Source organism: Streptomyces sp. NBC_01261 (assembly GCF_036226385.1).
Classification (GTDB): domain Bacteria; phylum Actinomycetota; class Actinomycetes; order Streptomycetales; family Streptomycetaceae; genus Streptomyces.
Window position 1 is genome coordinate 11,458,058 of the sequence record NZ_CP108463.1, and the last position, 14,256, is coordinate 11,472,313.

15 protein-coding genes and 1 pseudogene are annotated in these 14,256 nt (G+C 68.0%); 6 read left to right on the plus strand and 10 right to left on the minus strand.

The window, feature by feature from the left end:
• Window positions 1-52: 52 nt before the first annotated feature.
• Together OG226_RS50890 and OG226_RS50895 are read left to right on the plus strand one after the other, a co-directional pair.
• Window positions 53-181, plus strand: coding sequence for a hypothetical protein (locus OG226_RS50890; protein WP_328674994.1), 129 nt, complete (start codon window positions 53-55; stop codon window positions 179-181).
• Window positions 182-572: 391 nt separating this feature from the next.
• A complete protein-coding gene (locus tag OG226_RS50895) occupies window positions 573-800 on the plus strand; it encodes a hypothetical protein (protein ID WP_328674993.1) in 228 nt (75 codons plus the stop codon).
• A 10-nt stretch (window positions 801-810) separates the two neighbouring features.
• On the opposite strand, the gene OG226_RS50900 is transcribed toward OG226_RS50895, so the two are convergent.
• From OG226_RS50900 to OG226_RS50910, 3 genes are read right to left on the minus strand one after another with little or no spacing between them, the layout of a single operon-like run.
• Complete coding sequence (locus OG226_RS50900; protein WP_329353213.1) at window positions 811-1,509, minus strand: ISL3 family transposase; 699 nt, start codon at window positions 1,507-1,509, stop codon at window positions 811-813.
• A gap of 47 nt (window positions 1,510-1,556) precedes the next feature.
• Window positions 1,557-1,742 carry a hypothetical protein gene (locus tag OG226_RS50905; RefSeq protein ID WP_328674991.1) on the minus strand — a complete coding sequence of 62 codons (186 nt, stop codon included), beginning with the start codon at window positions 1,740-1,742 and terminating at the stop codon, window positions 1,557-1,559.
• The gene (locus tag OG226_RS50910) at window positions 1,743-2,354 is read right to left on the minus strand and encodes a hypothetical protein (RefSeq protein WP_328674990.1); all 612 of its coding nucleotides are present in this window, start codon (window positions 2,352-2,354) and stop codon (window positions 1,743-1,745) included.
• Window positions 2,355-2,576: 222 nt separating this feature from the next.
• Here OG226_RS50910 and OG226_RS50915 point away from each other — a divergent pair, with 222 nt between their 5' ends.
• The gene (locus OG226_RS50915) at window positions 2,577-2,855 is read left to right on the plus strand and encodes a hypothetical protein (protein ID WP_329353214.1); all 279 of its coding nucleotides are present in this window, start codon (window positions 2,577-2,579) and stop codon (window positions 2,853-2,855) included.
• Here OG226_RS50915 and OG226_RS50920 read toward each other — a convergent pair.
• The 4 genes from OG226_RS50920 to OG226_RS50935 form a co-directional block, all read right to left on the minus strand.
• A complete protein-coding gene (locus OG226_RS50920; RefSeq protein ID WP_328674989.1) occupies window positions 2,826-3,362 on the minus strand; it encodes a hypothetical protein in 537 nt (178 codons plus the stop codon). The genes OG226_RS50915 and OG226_RS50920 overlap by 30 nt on opposite strands.
• A gap of 143 nt (window positions 3,363-3,505) precedes the next feature.
• Window positions 3,506-3,784: a hypothetical protein gene (locus OG226_RS50925; RefSeq protein ID WP_328674988.1), complete on the minus strand. Its 279-nt coding sequence runs from the start codon at window positions 3,782-3,784 to the stop codon at window positions 3,506-3,508.
• A 25-nt stretch (window positions 3,785-3,809) separates the two neighbouring features.
• Entirely contained in the window at window positions 3,810-3,950 is a 141-nt protein-coding gene (locus tag OG226_RS50930) for a hypothetical protein (protein WP_328674987.1), read from the minus strand.
• Between the two features lie 259 nt (window positions 3,951-4,209).
• Window positions 4,210-4,386: a hypothetical protein gene (locus tag OG226_RS50935; RefSeq protein ID WP_328674986.1), complete on the minus strand. Its 177-nt coding sequence runs from the start codon at window positions 4,384-4,386 to the stop codon at window positions 4,210-4,212.
• A gap of 731 nt (window positions 4,387-5,117) precedes the next feature.
• On the opposite strand from OG226_RS50935, the pseudogene OG226_RS50940 reads away from it, so the two are divergent.
• From OG226_RS50940 to OG226_RS50950, 3 genes and pseudogenes are all read left to right on the plus strand, one after another.
• Window positions 5,118-5,456, plus strand: a pseudogene (locus tag OG226_RS50940) (transposase); the annotation flags it as partial.
• Between the two features lie 224 nt (window positions 5,457-5,680).
• Window positions 5,681-5,980, plus strand: a complete 300-nt coding sequence (locus OG226_RS50945; protein WP_328674980.1) for a transposase — start codon at window positions 5,681-5,683, stop codon at window positions 5,978-5,980.
• Entirely contained in the window at window positions 5,977-6,864 is an 888-nt protein-coding gene (locus OG226_RS50950) for an IS3 family transposase (RefSeq protein WP_328674979.1), read from the plus strand. Before OG226_RS50945 ends, OG226_RS50950 begins: the two co-directional genes overlap by 4 nt.
• 30 nt (window positions 6,865-6,894) lie before the next feature.
• On the opposite strand, the gene OG226_RS50955 is transcribed toward OG226_RS50950, so the two are convergent.
• The 3 genes from OG226_RS50955 to OG226_RS50965 all read right to left on the minus strand — a co-directional run bounded on the left by OG226_RS50955 (window position 6,895) and on the right by OG226_RS50965 (window position 13,855).
• On the minus strand, window positions 6,895-7,995 hold the full coding sequence (locus OG226_RS50955) for an ATP-binding protein (RefSeq protein ID WP_329353217.1): 1,101 nt from the start codon (window positions 7,993-7,995) through the stop codon (window positions 6,895-6,897).
• A gap of 968 nt (window positions 7,996-8,963) precedes the next feature.
• Entirely contained in the window at window positions 8,964-13,442 is a 4,479-nt protein-coding gene (locus tag OG226_RS50960; RefSeq protein WP_329353219.1) for a WD40 repeat domain-containing protein, read from the minus strand.
• The gene (locus OG226_RS50965) at window positions 13,439-13,855 is read right to left on the minus strand and encodes an effector-associated constant component EACC1 (protein ID WP_329353221.1); all 417 of its coding nucleotides are present in this window, start codon (window positions 13,853-13,855) and stop codon (window positions 13,439-13,441) included. The genes OG226_RS50960 and OG226_RS50965 overlap by 4 nt, the downstream gene beginning before the upstream one ends.
• Window positions 13,856-14,256 lie beyond the last annotated feature (401 nt).

The following is a 14,256-nucleotide window of genomic DNA, read 5'->3' on the forward strand; positions in this document are numbered from 1 at the left end:
CGTGGCCGCGGCGCCGGCTGTCTCTGCGGGGGCGGGGGAGGGGTTCGCGGCCGTGGAGGCTGAACTCCTCGACGCGGCGCTGTCGTTCATCTCCGGCGCCCGCCACGGCTTGTCGGCCCGTCTGGCCGGCGCGCTCGCGGCCATACGGGAGGCCTCTGCTATGTGCAGCCCGCTGCGCTGACCGGTCACCACCCCCGCGGCACGCCGTTCGGGGAGTACCAGCTGTCGCCGGTCAGAACACAGTTGGGGCCCTGGACCGGGGGGCGGTGACCCCTCATCCGGTGCGGTGGGGGAGGCCCCGCACCGCACCGATCGCGCCCGGCACCATCGCCGGACAGAAGCCTAAAAGCGTTTCACCCCATACCCGTGCAACAGGTGCACAGCTGTGGCAGGGTGACGACCAGTATCGGCCCGCCGCATTCCCCCGTTGCGGCGGGCCGGACCTCTGTCCCACCGCAACGGCCGCCGTTGCCGAGCACGACGCGGTCGACGAGGGACCGCCTGTCGACAGAGCTGTCCGACGAGCTGCCTGGCAAGCTGGACGACGAGAACAGGCACGTCAGGAGCACAACATGGCCAACCAGGACCCCGCCCGGGACGCGGTGGCGCAGCGGGCAGCACACGTCCTGGAACAGTGCGTCATCGGACCGGTGGAAGTCCCCGAGCACATGCGCCCCTTCATGGAAGACCTGGTGGCGGCGCTCCTGAGGGTGGGGCTGCCCGTCCGAATTCCGGCACCGGCTCCTTGCATCCGGCAGCCACCCGGGCCCGGGCCGAGGAAACCCGCCAAGGCCGGCTAAAACCCCGGCCTCATTGCGGCCCCGGACTCCAACGCCGGTAAGCGCCCGCACGGTCCCTGCAGATCACTTCTACTCCTGGATGTGCCTTCAGCCAGGCCGCCAGCGGTGCGGCTTCGCGTCCGGGCAGCACATCGATGGGGTTGTGCCGTTCACCGTCCGTGATCACGGTGGCGTACGAGTGGCCGCGGCGGGTGGCGAAGTCGTCGACCCCAAGGACCCGCGGCGTGTTGAACTGCGGGTCCGGCAGGGCCATCACCCGGCGCAGGAGCGTCATCCGCCCGGCACCGAGGCCCAGTTGGGCCGCCAGCTTCGCGCCGGCCCGTCCGGCCAGTGCGAGCCCAATACGCTCCAAGACGCGGTCGAGCCGGGTGGTGAAACGCCCGTATGGGCAGGTCAGCCGTGTGAAGGGCTCGACGAACGTGCGTCGAAGACAGGCCCTCGTGTCACAGACGAAGCGCCTGACCTTCAGCAGGATCACGACACTCCGCTCGCCGAGCGGGAGATCCCGCAGTCTGCGCTGATAGGAGCCGTGCACTCGCTCGGAATAGTGGCCGCAGTCCGGGCAGGCCGCACCGGCCTTGCTGCCTCTGGCCACGATCTCGACCATCCCGAAGGCGGTGGCTACCTGCTCGACATCCACCTCGTCGATCCCGTCGAACACGAGCGCTTTCCAGAACGGTGCGTCGGCTTGCATGAACGGAACCGTCACTGACGACCGCACCAAAGTGCGGAGCTCCGCACCTACTTGATGGAGCGTCAGCAACCACTGTTCGGCGGCACGGCGCACGCCGTCTCACGCATGAGCAGCCCACCGCAATCGAGTTGCGGGGTGAGCGGATGATGGATACAGCTACCGAGGGCGAGATGGCGGATCAGCACGGGCCCGGTGAGGTCGTGGCCGTGGTCCAGGCGGGCGACGAGCCACTCCTGATTCTCGGACACTCACGCCCGGCTGGAGAGAGGAGCTCGAAGCTCCACGCGCAGTCGGATCGAGGTGTCGATGGTCAGTCCCATGCTGGAATAGCGAAGATCTTTCGAGTAGTTGGCGATGAGGTCGAGGTCCCGCAGCTGCCGCTGCAACTCAGAGGTCAGCGCTTCGTCCGAATCAGGGACGAGGTCGTCCTCTTCCTGCTCGGCCAGGAACTCAAGGTGTTGATCAACGGCCTCCACTGCCCGGCGACTGGTCCAGCTGGCGAAGTCGTGGCAGCCGAACAGATAGGCGTGCGCGGCATACAGCGTCGCCGCTGCGGCAGACTCGTCTGCATCATCGGGCCCGTCCTGGCCGTCGTTGTGGCAGTACTCGCTGAGCATGTACTCGGCGACACCCCGTTTCACCGCCGAGAAGGCCGCCGAGTCACCGAGAACGCCCTCCCACACGGAGTTCAACAGGGGACGAAGGCCCACGGTGAACGGCGCCTGCTCGTCCGCGGGCACTCCCTCGTGCCAGCTCATGAGCCGTTCCGCGACACCAGCAGCAAACACGCCGCGTTCCCCAGACGAGATGGCCTTCAGCCGCTCCTCCACCAGCGCTGAAAGCTCCTGCCACGTGTCCATATGAGCCATCCCCGAGTCGTGAAACCAGCGTGCTCACGCCAGCAACGGCGATCATTGCATCCACCAGCGACAACGCATCGGGCGAGGCTCCCTGGCTCTGAGCGCGGGGATACAGCCGACGCAGCTTCCCCGCCCCGGGATCAGATCGCTTGAGACGGGAGACCTGGTGACGCTCCGCGACCGCTCCCCAAGATCTGTGCCAGAGCCCACGTCGGAGCGTTAATGCCAGAGGTCGAAGCGACGGTCGCGTTCGACGCGGTCCGCGGCCTCGTGCAGGGTGAAGGTGACGTCGACGATCCGGTCGGCGAGCGCCAGGACCCGCACGTCGTCGGTCAGCAGTTGGAGCTCGGTCAGGGCCTCGCCCGCGACGGTGCGCGCCTCCAGCGCGGCCGTCTTCGCGGCCTTCTGCTCCGCCTCGGACGCGCCATCCTCCTGGGCCGTGGATGGGCTTTCCGGGCCGTGCCTCGTCTATCAGGTGTCGTCGGGACTGCCCGCGAGTGATCCGCCTATCCAGAAGGGCAGCGCCTTTTGATCTTTGCTCAGTGAGCGTCGTATGGAGTTGACCAACCGCACCTGTGCTTGGGCGGGCGCCCTGTTGGCTCGGGCGAACTCCTCCTTGGTCAACGGGGCACGCGTCGGGTCGCGTGCCGGGTCACGGGCCGCCTGGTCGAGGAATTCCCCGATGGCCTTGCCGAAGTTGTCGATCTCCACCGCGACAGCCGCGGGGGCAACCAGACTGGCACGGGTCAGGGCCGCGCTCCACTCGCTCCAGTCGTAGTCCCAACCCCGGCGGTCGGCGTGGGCTCGGCTGATGACCATCGTGAACTTCGCGTAGTGGCTGATCAGTTCCTGGTAGGCGAGCAACTGCTTGTCCCGCAGCCACTGACGGTCCTGGGCCCGGTGCGTGACGATGCCCCCGACCAGGACGCCGATCGTGGCGGACAGCGCCCCGGCGCCCGTTGTCACCAGCGTGTCCAGCAGTGCCACCCCGGGCCCCGTATTCCCCATCGCTCGAACATTGATTGCTCGAAGCTACTGGTGACCAACCTTCGGTGACAATGCTCAACTCCAAAAGGCGCATTTCGTCGGTTCGTCTCTCCGCGGGACAGGCGCCCTTGTACGGAACCCTGCCCCAAGGGCCGAGCCGTGCGTCACCCAACGGGTCCGATACGGAGGACGGCGGCGGTGTCGAGGATCTCGACGACCTTCAGGCTCATGGCATTGTTGATGGTCGCGGCGGGTCCCTCTCCGCAGCTGAGCCCGACGCCGCCGCTGCCCTCCGAGGACACGCCGCCGCCACCGGAACAGCCCGAAACGCTGAAGCCCGACCCCGTCAGCGGCGCGACCATCTCCACCTCGCCGCTAGTGATCGCAGTCACCTTGATCGGCCCAAGGCCGTACTTTTCCGGCACTGTCACGACGTCCCCCACGGCGACCTTGATCTCACAAGCCCCGTCAGCGCACGGCCCGGTCGGCGAGGGCGACGGCGTGGCAGTCTCCGTGGGAGTCGGCCTGGGGTCCGGTGCCGGTGTCCCGGAGCCGGACCCACTGGGCCGCCCCTCGGCGGATGGCCGGTCCGAAGAATCCGAAGAACACGACGTGAGAGCGGCGAACACGACAGCGACGACAACGGCGACGGCGGTGGATGACGTTCTACGCATCATGGCCGCCATTGAACCGCGCGGTGGCCGACCTCCGACAGCTCCTCACGCAGCCCCCGCTCGAGAGCATTCTGTTGTGCTCTCCCGCCCATTTCCCGATCTCAACCATCGCGCGAATCCGGGCAGCAACGAGGCAGGGATCAAGCCTCGCAGGGCGCATTGCTGATCCGCGCCCGTTCGGGGCTCCTCGTAACTCAGGACGGGGGACGGTGGGGGCCGAAGACGACCGGCGCGTCACCGGTGTCGTCGCTCATCCAGTAACCCTGCGCGGTGAGGATCGTGCGGAGCGCGGTGTGCATCGCGCCCTGCTGCGTGCGCCACACCTCGCCCACCCCGCCGGTGGAGTGGTGCTGGCGCCAGATGACCCGCACGGCAGCACCCGCCGGCCCCGGTGCCCAGCGCGAGCATGACGCCGGTCGCCGCCTCGCCGTCGTCTTCACTCGGGTCGCGAACAGGGACCCCCACCCTCAGCAGCGCCGGGCGCATGTGCTCGGGGACATCCACCGGTCCGATGACACACCGGTCCAGGACGCGTGCGGCCCGCTGCGCCACCGAGTCGTGGGGCTGAGCGGCGTGCTGCTCGGGCATGGTGTCCTCCTGACGTGCTGGTTCGCCGTTCAGTCTGCCAGGCCGGCTGCCATCGGACCGCTTGTGCCCGGGCCCGGCGCGCTTGTGTGACTTACCGTCTGAGCGGGTGAGCCGGGACAAAACACCGGGCGCGGCGGCCGGCACCGCCACGAAGATCACGACCTGTTTGTGATCTTCGAGAGGGAATCTGGTGCGCCCCATCCGCACGGCACGTACCGTGGCCGCCGTCCTGTCCTGACATCGATCTTGGCTTTCCGATGCCGGATGGTGCTGGGCTCACAGCGTGGTGACGACGCGATCACGATGGTGGAGTGGAGCGTTGCCGGTGGTGGTGCGGGTCGTTGAGCGCGGCATGAAGACGCGCGATGACGACGCGACACCGGTGGTCTTCGCCCGGCTGACGGACATGTACTGGCCGGCCGGCGACGAAGACTGCCGAGGGTGTCATGAGCTTCTCGGTGGCGCCTGCGGCGTGACGAAGACGGGCCGCAACCACCGAGCTGCCCACCCGGCCCGCGTCGCCCGCACGGGTTCGGGCCGACCGCGGACCCGGCCCAACCGGGTCCGCGCCGACAAGGCATACGCCTCCCGAAAGAACCGCGCCTACCTGCGCAAACGCGGCATTCGCTGCACCATCCCGGACAAGGCCGACCAGGTCCGCAACCGCAAGAAGCTCGGCTTTCGCGGCGGCCGGCCGCCCAAGTTCGATACCGAGGACTACAAGGCTCGGCACACGGTCGAGTGCGGCATTAATCGCCTCAAAAGGCACCGTGCCGTGGCTACCCGCTACGACAAGCTCGCGGTCCGCTATGAGGCAACCGTCCTCGTCGCGGCCATCAACGAGTGGCTGTGACCACACGCTCACACCGGCCTTTCATTAACCCTTTGCCGAGGACCCGACGGACCAGCTAGGTTCGCCCCGCCGTCCACGTTGTTTGGACCGGCGCTGTCGACAAGGAGGTGTGGAGTACATGCGCAGGAGTGTCCAGCAGTTGAGCCCGCGTACTGACTGAAGCTTCCCCTTGATCGTGGACACCTGGAGACTGGGACCTGAGGTTCCAGAGGAAGTAGCACCAGGTGGGAAGCAAGTACACGAAGCGGTACACAGAGGAGTTCAAGCGGGACGCGATCGCGCTCGTCGACTCCTCGGGCAAGACGGTCACCGCCATCGCCCGGGAACTCGGCATCAGCTCGGAGTCCCTGCGCGGCTGGTACCGCAAGGCCAAGGCAGACCAGGGCGGGGGCCGCCCTGGCGAACTCACCACGCAGGAGCGCGAGGAGCTCAGGCGGCTGCGCAGGCAGAACGCCGAGCAGGCAAAGACGATCGAGGTCCTGCGAAAAGCCGCGGTCTTCTTCGCGAAAGAGAGCGATCGGTGAACGATACGTACGCGTTCATCGAGGCGGAGAAGACCACCCACGGCGTCGCTTTCCTCTGCAGGCTGCTGAAGGTGGCCCGCTCCTCTTTCTACGCCTGGCTCGCCGCGCAGAAGACCCGCGCCGCCCGCCAGGCCGCCGACGCGGCCCTGACCCACGAGATCACCGTCATCCACCTCGCCTCCCGTGGAACCTACGGCGTCCCGCGCGTCCATGCCGAACTGCGGCGTCTGGGACGGCCTGTGAACCACAAGCGCGTCGCCCGCCTGATGCGTGAGCACGGCATCCAGGGCGCCCACCGTCGCCGTCGCCGGTCGCTGACACGGCCGGACAAGAAGGCCAGGCCGGCTCCGGACCTGATCGGCCGCGACTTCCACGCCGGCATCCCCGGCACGAAGCTGGTCGGAGACATCACTTTCCTTCCGACGGCCGAGGGCTGGCTCTACCTCGCCTGCTGGCTGGACCTGGCCACCCGCGAGGTCGTCGGCTATGCCATGGCCGACCATCACCGGGCCGAACTCGTCGTGGATGCCCTCAACATGGCCCACGGCCGAGCCGGTCTGAAACCCGGCTGCGTCATACACAGTGATCGCGGAAGCGAGTACACATCGGCCCAATTCCGTGACCACATCCGCGAGTTGGGGCTGCGGCAGAGCTGCGGACGCACCGGATCATGCTTCGACAACGCCGCCGCGGAAAGTTTCTGGGCCCTACTCAAAGAGGAAATCGGCACGAGAATCTGGCCCGACCGGGCCACCGCCCGCGCCGAGGTCTTCAACTTCGTCGAGACTTTCTACAACCGCCGCCGCCTGCGCAAGCACAAGACCTTCGGCTACCTCACCCCAGCCGAGACCAGACAGCGGCATCAACACACCCTCGCGGCATAACCATCGAGTGTCCGAGATCACGGGCAAACTTCAGTTGCCGAGGTAGCCCGCAGCGGCTGATTCGAGCAGGGCCAGTGGAAGGGCGGGGCCATGGCCGAGGCGGCGGGCGTCCATGGCGGCCTCGACCAGCGCCCGTGCGCCGTCTGGTGCGGTGCGGTATCGCTCCAGGAGAGCCGGAGCCCCTGCCAAGTACTGAGTGATGGCGCCGTTCTCGGCGTGGGCGGCGGCGTAAGCCAGGCGCGGATCCTCCCCCGCGCGGCGGGCCAGGGCACGGAGGTCGGTTTCACTGAAGGCCAGCGGGACAGGCAGGTCGTGGCCAGCCAGCAATGCGCGGCTCTGGGCGTGCGGGTCCTCGCAGCCGGGTTCAGGCTGAAGTGTGAGGGTGCGCCAGTATTCGGGCCATACGGTGCCCAAGACCAGGACGGGTGCGCGGCCCGGGTCGGCCAGCAGGGTGCGCAGCTTCGCCGCAAGGCGTTCACCGAGGTCGGAGGTGGTCAGCAGGTAGTGCTGTGCTTCGTTGAGCCAGACCACTGTGTGGGGCGCGAGCTGTTCGATCGCCGCAAGGGCGGCTTCCGGACGGGTGGGGTCAAACGGGTGCCATACCCTCCACCCGTCAGGGAGATGGCGCAACGCTTCCCAGCAGGCGCGGGTCTTACCGGTGGAGGACCCGCCCGTCAGCATGACGAGCCGGCTCCCCCCGCTTCTGGCCTCCTCGACGAGGGCACGCAGTCGGGCGTCGTGATCCCGCTCCACGTAGACCGGCAAGAGGGGCAGCCCCGGGCCGGTACTCAGCGACTCGGTGTTGATGGCGTGGTGGACCTCCAGCGCGAAAGGGTCGGTCATCTCGGCCAGCGGCTCACCCGGCTGTACCACTAACCGGGCCTTGACCCACAGTTCGGCGACCCGGCAGGCAATGCCGTCGGCATCCCAGCCTGCTCGGCCCGCGAGAACAACGGCGACAGCCACGGCGTCGCTCTGCCGGGCGGGAACACCTGGCTCGCTGATGCACCGCCGGATCGTGTCCCGCCCCGGGGACCCGATCAGAGTGTCGTCTCTTCCTATGGCCGCGGCGATCTCATCCAGACTCGGCTCATCGGCCGCCGTGTAGACCTCGAAGAGCAGATCTTTCAACTCACGTAATGGGCCCGGTCCGACCACGGCCCGAGTCAGCCTCTTTAGACGTCTGCCCGGACCGCACCCCGCGTCGCCGCTCATCGCACCATCATCTCCGGACCTCGGCCGGCAGAGAGCATGAACAGCACAAACGCCGCTGCCCGTTGAGAGCTTGTCGCAACTCGGAGTGGATCTTCGAGGGGCCTTGAAGGTGGACAACAAGCCGGCCGGCTGCCCACCCATCCAGCCCACGTATCCGCGGAGGCTCCCATGCCCACCAACCACCTGACACACCGCGAGCGACTGGCCCTGGCCCGCACCGCTCTTAACGGCACCGTCTCCGGGATTGCCCGGGCCGTCACCACTTGGCTCCTGGACCAACTGCGCTAGCAGCCAGGACCAACAGCTGCATCCATGTCCCGGAGGCGTGCCTCCGGGACACCTGGCGGAACATGCAGAACCGACTATGCGTGCGTCCCAGCCGATTCCGGATGGAGGCCCAGAACCGTGGAAATGACGCACCGGCGAGGCGAAGCTGCTGAAATCGTCCGCAGACAGCGAAAGAGGCACAGTTCAGCGAGCGCTGCCTGTGCCATGGGCGGCCAGATCCTACATATCCAATCGGGGTGTTTGGCAACGAACTAAGCCGTTTCGGCTTTTGTGACAGTGAACCTAGTCGTGCGGGGTGAGCACGCTGGAGGTTGTTGTATGGCCATACCGGCTGGAGCGGACTGGGCGGTACCGTACGACGATGTGTCGTGCGGGGATGCCGCAGGCACGCGTCGGCGGCGTCCCCAGCTGAACTGTGCGACGGCCAGGTTCGAGGAGGCGGTTCCGATACGGCCGTTATCCGCCATCACCCTTTCGTGTCCAGTCGCGCTGACCGGTGTGGGGATCACATCCCATCGGAGTGGGATTACTGCGTTCAGTGCGCGCAGGGCGGCACTGTATTGATGACAGTCGAACTGGAAATGCAGTGATCTACGTCATTGGCATGGCGGTTGGTAGGGGCGGTCAGGCAGGTATTTCTTCCAGTCCTGCTTGGAGATGGGGTCGCCGACCGCGTTGCAGAGGTCGGTGATGACGCGCTGCGGGTCGGCATCCCACAGGTCGATGCCTGCGGAGTCGCGGGCAACGGCGAGGGTCTTGCCGTCGGGAGTGAATGCCAGGGAGGAGAAGCCCGATGCGGTCGGCATGTTGAACTGTCGGGTGGGTGAATCCGGGTCGCTCACGTCCCAGATCTCGGGGCGCGCCTCGTTGTCCGCGTTGGTCGCTATCAGCGCGAGGCGGGTCCCGTCGGTGCTGAAGGCCAGCGGGCCGTCGGACTGGCCGAGGGACACCTTGACCGGAGTACCGACAAGGTGGTCGCGGCGGACGTGTTGCAACTGGAGGGTTCCGGTCCCGTCGTAGAGCGCGAAGAGTTTCCCGTCCGGCCGGAACGCGAAATAGGTGTAGTTGGTGCCGGTGGGCAGGCGCATCGACCATGACGCGGACGGGTGCGTGGGATCGGTGACGTCCCAACTGTGCACCAGTGGGCCTGCGGTCGGACGGGGCGCGTTTGTGGAGGCTTCGGCAGGCCCGCTGATGACCAGTGATTTGCTGTCCGGGGAGAAGGCGACTTCGTACCCGGTCGTCTCGATCGTGGAGAGGCGCCGCGGATGCCGGGGGTCGGCGATGTCGTAGAGCCGGACGACCTGGGGCTTGGTGTTGCTGGCCACATTGCCGTTGGAGTCGGAGACGGCGAGGAGGGGCTTGGTCGGGCTGAAGGCCAGTGCCCCGACACCGTTGTTCACCTCGATCATGCCCAGCTTCTCTTTCGGGCTGGCGGTACTGCGCAGAAAGAGATCGGCGTGCGTCTCCTTGCCCTGCTTGTATGCCTCGGTGTCGGCGAGGAGCTTGCCGTCCGGGCTGAGGGCGATGTCCTGTCCCGTGAACATGTCTGGGGCTTTCGTCGACGTCAACAGGGTGGACTGCAGGTGTCGGACATCGAGATCCCGCAGCCAGTTCGTGCCCGCGCCCTGGTAGGCGAGGAGCACCTTCTTCCCGGACATCGCGACGGACAGCTGGCCTCCGGTGCCGGGTGTCGGCGCTAGGAATCCCACCGCCCCAGGCTGGGCGCCGTTGGAGAGGTCCCAGACCTGGACACCTCGGTCGGTGGCCTTGAGTAGTTGTTCGGCGTTGCCGGGGACGAAGAGGGCCACTCCGCCGTCCAAGTCGGAGACGGTGTTCTGGGCAGCTGGCAGGATCGCGTCGGCTCCGTACGTGTAGATCCAGGTCTTCCAGCTGGCGCCGCAGCTCGCGACGATCCGTTTACTCTTCGAGGCGAACGACATCGAGGTCACACCTTCGTCGCATCTGCTGGAGCTGCTCGACACACCTTTGTCCGCCGCCACGACCTGCCGGGGAGCCCGTGGGTCGTCGAGCGTCCACAGGGCCAGGTCGTCACTGAACGCGAGGACGTCCTTCTTCTTCGGTTCCTCGGCCGGTGCGGCCAGTAGCCCGCCCGTACTGTCGAAGGCGAGTCGGTGCAGAGGGTGTATGGGTCCGAACGAGGGGGACGTGTAGGGCGCCGCACGGAGCGTGGCGACGGGTGTGGTGCCGGTCGTCTTCCACAGCCGTACCCGCCCGTCGGTGCTCGCGCTGGCGAGCAGCCCACGCTTGGGGGAAAAGGTCAGGGAGTCGACCTGCTTGCTGTGGCCCTGCAGCGCGGACAGGGCGTGCGGTGCCGTCGGATCACCGGTGTCCCAGCGGAGGATCGCGCCCGCCGACGTACCTGCGAAGAGGGTGTGCCCGTCCGCACCGAAGACCAGCGCGGTGACCGTGTACGACGTCGTGGGCGCGGCCATCCTCTGCGGGTGGTCGGGGTGGGAGATGTCCCACAACCGTACGGTCGCCGAGTTGGAGCCTTCATGGTCGTAGGTGGCCGCGGCGAGCACGGTGCCGTCGGCGGTCACCGCGATCGGGCCGACCAGGATGCCGCCAATCCTTCCGTCGCCGTTCCGGGTGCGCAGCACGATCGAGTCGCCGGTAGAGATGGCGAGTACCCGGCCGTCCGCGCTGTAGGAGAGGTCGTAGGCCGGATCGTCGCCGTTGATCACTCCGGGGGAGCGCTGGCTGTTGAGGAGGGCGCTGCGCCCGGCTTGGGGGTTGATCCGGTAGGAGAGCAGGCTGAGTTGCTTGGCCAGGCCGGGGTGGAGTGCGCGCTGGCCCTCGGCCTCGGCGGCCAGGTACCGGGCGAGGTCGCGCTGTTGGGCCTGGTTGGCCCGCCGCCAGTAGATCCCGGCGCCGACCAGTCCGGTCGTCGCCAGCAGGGCCAGGACGACGAAGAAGGTGAACGCGGCACGGCGTCGGCGGCCGTCGCGCGTGCGTTGGCGCCAGGAGCTCTCCATGAACTCGGCGGACTCCGAGCTGAGTGGTGGGGCGCCTGGGGCAGCCGTGCGCTCCCGCATCGCGAGGAGCCGGTTCCCTCGGTACAACAGGGAGGGGTCCCGTTCGGACTCCGTCCAGGACGCCGCGTCGGAGGCGAGCTGCTGACGGGCGCGCAGCAAGTCGCGATCCTCGTCGACCCATTGCTTCAGCTGGGGCCAGGCGCCCAGCAGTGCCTCGTGGCTGATCCGGACCGTGTCCCGGTCGAGGGTGAGCAGGCGAGCGTCGCCGAACCGCTTGAGCGCTCCCTGTGCGACCACGTTGTCGGACACCCCGTGCAGGAGCACGGGCCATTCGACGGGCTGCGCGGTGTCGGCGGTGTCCGCGCTCACCTTGACCAGCCGGGGCAACATGAGTCGCACGGCCTCCTGACCCGCCGTGCTGAGCCGACCGTAGACGTTGTCGGCGGTGGTCGCTACGGCCTTCGTGATACCGCCGGTGGCGAGGTAACCGGAGACTGTGAGCCGTAGGCCCTCGCGCTCCTTCCACGTCTCCTGCAGCACGTGGGACAGGAGGGGCAGCGCCTCTGCGGGGGCCCGTCCGCCGATCGCTCTGCCCAGCTCCTTCAGGATGAGGGGGGTCAGCTTGTCATCGAGTTTCAACTGCGCGGTGGCCGCCGGTTCCTCGATCGAGGCGCGGAGTTCGTCGGCGTCCATCGGATCGACGAGCAGTTGACTCTCGCTCAGGACGGTCCGCAGTTCGGGGTGCGCGACTGCCTGGGCGTAGAAATCGGCCCGCAGTGCGAAGACGACCAGGGCTCGCGGCTCGCGGCCTTCTCCGGGCCGTGCCAGTGCGGTCACCGCCCGCAGGAACGCCGTCTGTTCCTCCGGGTCCGCACCGAGGGTGAACAGCTCCTCCAGCTGGTCGACGACCATGACCAGCCGTTGTCCCGGGCGGTCCAGCAGCGGGTCCACGAGTTCGGCCGCGTGGCCGTCCGCGAGCAGCGACCGTGCGGTGTCGGACGACTCGGGCGCGAGGGCGTCGGCGAGATTCCGGAGCGGGTTCCTGCCGGGGGTCAGACGCCGACTGGGCCAGCCGGTCGACCCGGGCAGGCCGGGTAATCCGTGGGTGCGCAGTCCGGCCAGCAGACCGGCGTTGAGCAGGGAGGTCTTTCCGGAGCCTGACGCCCCGACGAGAATCAGGAGACCGCTTCCGCCGGAGGCCGCCGCCGTCGCTTTCACCAAGCGGTCGGTCATCGTGGTTCGCCCGGCGAAGACATCGGCCCGGTCCACCGTGAAGGGGCCGAGCCCCGGGTAGGGGCAGACGCTGTCGGCGGGCGGCTGCCGTTCCGGTGCGGAGGCGCGGGTCCCGAAAGCCGGGTTCGGCGCGATGACGAGATTGCCGGAGAGATCTCCGCTCACCCGCCGGGGTACGGGTTGCTGTCCGTCCCTCAGCTTCCGGTCCAGGGCGTAGTAGACCGCGTCCAGAGTCAGCGACTGCCGCCCTTCGGCGTCACCGCGCTCCAACAGGTCCAGGAACGCTCCGGTGAACGTGGTGTGTTCGGTGTCCTCCGGAGCACGGGCCAGCAGCTCCGCCGACCCGAGGAGATACATCCCGTTCCCCGGTGCCGCGTTGAAAGCGGTGACCATGGAGGTGCCGCCGAGGGACGCCCGCCCGGAGAAACAGCAGTCGAGCACGACGACTTTGGACGTCGCCCGGCTCGCCAGCACCGCCTCCCGCAGCGCGGCGAAGGAGTACGCCTGGTACTCGGCCATGCCGGGAGAGAGCTCCGCGGTGTTGCCGGCGGCCAGATAGAGATCCTCGCTCGGGGTGAGCAGACCGTGCCCGATGAAGTAGATCAGCAGAACGGTGTCGGCCCGCTCCGTCACCCCGGCCACGGCAAGGGCCATGCTCTGGGCGTCAGTCGGGTCGAGCACCGCCGTCACCTGTTCCGGGCGCACCCCGCACCGCTCAACCAGAGCCGTCCGCAGATCTCTGAAGCTGCCGGCGACCGAGGGTACTGAGGGCAGCCCGCCGTCCTGATGCGTCGCAGTGGCGATCAGTAGAACCTGTACGCCCGCGCCGCCCAGATCGGTCATGGGTCCTCTCGGCGCTCGGGCGGGGCGATCTCCAAGGTCGCCTCTCCCTGCCGGTCCTGCCCACCGAGCAGGTCCGCGACGTCGGCCACCTGTTGTCGCAGGGCTGCCGCGTCGAGATCGGCCACGTTCTTGGCGGAGAGTTCCAGCGAACGGCGGTCCGGGAGCGTCACCTTGATGCGTATCTCACTGCGCCGGGTACGCAACCAGGCGATGACGGTCGTGGCCAGCGCGGTCGCCGCGGCACCGGGACCGAGCGCCACCGTCAGCGCCTCCAGCAAAGGACCGAGCGTGCCCTTCTCAGGCGGGCGCTCCTTGCAGCCGACTCGGCCTCTCAACTCGTCGGCATCCGTCAACCAGGCGTGCAGCGAACGAAGCTGGTCAGCCGCCGTCGGGCCGTCGGTATTCAGCGTCACTTCTCACAAGCCCCCGTCGCCGCCGCGTCTAACCCACTGCCTTCACGGCCGCAACGAGATTAGCGGCTGCTTCCGGGACTGACCAGAGCCCCTGTTCTCCGCGGAACCAACGTGACTCCACCCCGCAGCGGTGAGGCAGGACAAGAACGGGTAAGCCGCACCCGGCGACCCCGTGGGTGTCCGCAGCAGACCGAAGCGTCACCAAGGTCGCCTTCACGCGCGGCTTCACCGCCGTGGCCTCGCGAGCCGCACCCCGCGCGAGGTGCGTAGCACGGTCGGCCGCCCCGGTGGGCGGGGCAGTTGCCCTTGGAGGGAGCAAGGAGCCATCGGTGGCGTCACCGTAGCCACTCGAACGGCATCAGCACGAGCAGACTCGTCGACATCCAACCTAGTCGGCCCAG